At 62.2% G+C, this 2,074-nt stretch carries 3 protein-coding genes; 1 reads left to right on the top strand and 2 read right to left on the bottom strand.

What is annotated here, in order from left to right; genetic code table 11:
* Positions 1–383: MFS transporter (locus D8U71_RS01860; protein WP_130887046.1), on the bottom strand; the 383-nt coding region annotated here is incomplete at its 3' end.
* 244 nt (positions 384–627) lie between these two features.
* Here D8U71_RS01860 and D8U71_RS01855 point away from each other — a divergent pair.
* The gene (locus D8U71_RS01855) at positions 628–1,608 is read left to right on the top strand and encodes a diaminopimelate epimerase (RefSeq protein WP_130887045.1); all 981 of its coding nucleotides are present in this window, start codon (positions 628–630) and stop codon (positions 1,606–1,608) included.
* Between the two features lie 128 nt (positions 1,609–1,736).
* Here the strand turns inward: D8U71_RS01855 and D8U71_RS01850 are convergent.
* Positions 1,737–2,074, bottom strand: a 338-nt coding sequence (locus D8U71_RS01850; protein ID WP_153188856.1) for an amidohydrolase family protein, incomplete at its 5' end; no start/stop codon positions are given.

The raw sequence follows: 2,074 nt of genomic DNA, 5'->3' as shown, positions 1-2,074 counted from the left end.
GCTTGCAGGTTCACCGTCGAATCCACCGTGCCGAGGCCGGCACCGAACATGAACAGCGTGGCGATCAGCGCCGGGATCGACGACACCGTCGCCAGCAACGGCAGCGCCGCGCAGATCAGCAAGGTGCCGCCGGTGGCCACACGTCGGCAACCAAAACGCGTGGCGAGAATCCCCGCCAGCGGCATCGCCAGAATCGAGCCGACACCCAGGCACAGCAGCAGTAATCCCAGCGTGCCCTCATCCAGCCCGGCTCGCGCCTTGGCATACGGCACCAGCGGCGCCCACGCGGCGATGCCGAGGCCGGCAATGAAAAAGGCAACGCGCGTGGACATCTGTTGCAGACGTCCGGGGACGAAGGTGTCTTGGGGGTTGAGGCTGGTCATATCGATCCTTGGCAAAAAAACAACTGCATCCCGAGTGACATTCTGACGGCGTTGAGGTTCGATCTCAGGCCTTTCGGGGCATAACGGTGAACATCCTACCCTGTGGGAGCGAGCCTGCTCGCGAAAGCGGTGGGTCAAATATGGAATTGTCGACTGACGCACCGCCTTCGCGAGCAGGCTCGCTCCCACACTGGTTTGCGGTTTACAGTCGGATTTTCGCCAGCATGGAATACGGGAACAAGGCATGACGAAGTTCTACGACGCACGCGGCAATATCTACGGAGTGGTCTCGCCCCAAGCCTTGCGCGAAGCCGGAATCGCTTTGCCAGCGAGGGCCGCAGAGTGCGCCGTATCCAGGCAGCAATGGAGCGAGGCCGCCATCGCTTTGTGCTGTCACTGGCCCGAAGGCCAACGCCCGGCCAACAGTAAACCCCACCGCAGCGACGGCCTGCTGATCGGCCCGTTCCAGGCAGCTGCGCCGTTCGATGTACTCATCGTCAACACAGACGGCAGCCTCGCCGAGCGCAGCGGTAACGGCCTGACGATTTTTTCTCAGGCATTGACCGAGCAAGGCTTGCTGCCGGATCAGGGTGCAGTGTTGCGTGTCCATCATGACAAAGGTGAGCCGGTAACAACCTCGGTGACTCCGGCCGAAGTCGAAGGCGTTCGCGGTTTCTGGCTCGACCTCGGCCAGCCCGGATTCGGCCCGCAAGCCGTTGGGGCGCAGGCAGTCGAGAGCGTTCAAATCAATAATCGCGACGTCAGCCATGTCCAGCCCTTGGCGCAACTCAATCCTGACTGGGCACACAGCCAATTCGTCCGTATCGGCAATCCGCACTGTGTAACGCTGCTCGGCGATGCGGCCGCTCTGCCGAGCAACGAACAGATGGGTGAATCACCGCTGAACGAGAGGCTGACGGCAATTGCCTATGCCATGCCCAACGGTGCCGGTAATCCCTGCCCGGCGGGCGTCAATCTGCAATGGGCCGTGCTGGCGTCGCCGCAGAAAATCGCTGCGCGGGTATTCGAGCGTGGCGAAGGTCCAACCGCGTCATCCGGCACCAGCGCCAGTGCGGTCGCGTGTGCAGCGTGGCGGGTGGGTTGGGTCGAGGAGGGTGAGGTGCGGGTGGTCATGCCGGGTGGCGCCGCACCGGTTTTGCTTGAGGTTTCGGAAGGGGAATTGCTGCGCGTCAGATTGTTTGGCACGGCGCGGTTGATCGCTTGATTCGGCCGACGCCATCGCTGGCAAGCCAGGCTCCCACAGGTTTTGCATGAGGGCCCAATCATGTGCTCAACACAAAACCTGTGGGAGCCTGGCTTGCCAGCGATGAGGCCATCAGCCCCAGCGCAATCTCAACTGAACTCCACCACCGGCATCTGCCGCTTCATCAACACCTTGCCGCCGCGAATCGAATACAGCGGCAGGCCTTGGCTGCGGATCACTTCGTAATCACTGTCTGCCGAGAGAATCAGCAGGTTCGCCGGGCGGCCCTGTTCCAGTCCGTAGCGCTCGCCCAGGTGCATGGCTTTGGCGCTGTTGTCGGTGACCAGATCCAGCGCACTTTGCAGGTTGCGATAACCGAGCATGTGGCAGATGTGCAGACCGGCTTCGAGCACGCGCAGGATGTTGCCGTTACCCAGCGGATACCACGGGTCGACGATCGAGTCCTGGCCGAAACACACGTTCATGC

Origin of the sequence: Pseudomonas sp. Sample_21 (assembly GCF_004307525.1) — a bacterium.
GTDB lineage: Bacteria > Pseudomonadota > Gammaproteobacteria > Pseudomonadales > Pseudomonadaceae > Aquipseudomonas > Aquipseudomonas atacamensis.
The sequence above is the reverse complement of the archived record's forward strand: the minus strand, read 5'-3'. Positions and strand labels throughout refer to the sequence as shown.

What these genes read in the sequence shown, in the direction of transcription:
- D8U71_RS01855 (WP_130887045.1), top strand. Translation starts at nt 628, where the DNA reads ATGACGAAGTTCTACGACGCACGCGGCAATATCTACGGAGTGGTCTCG.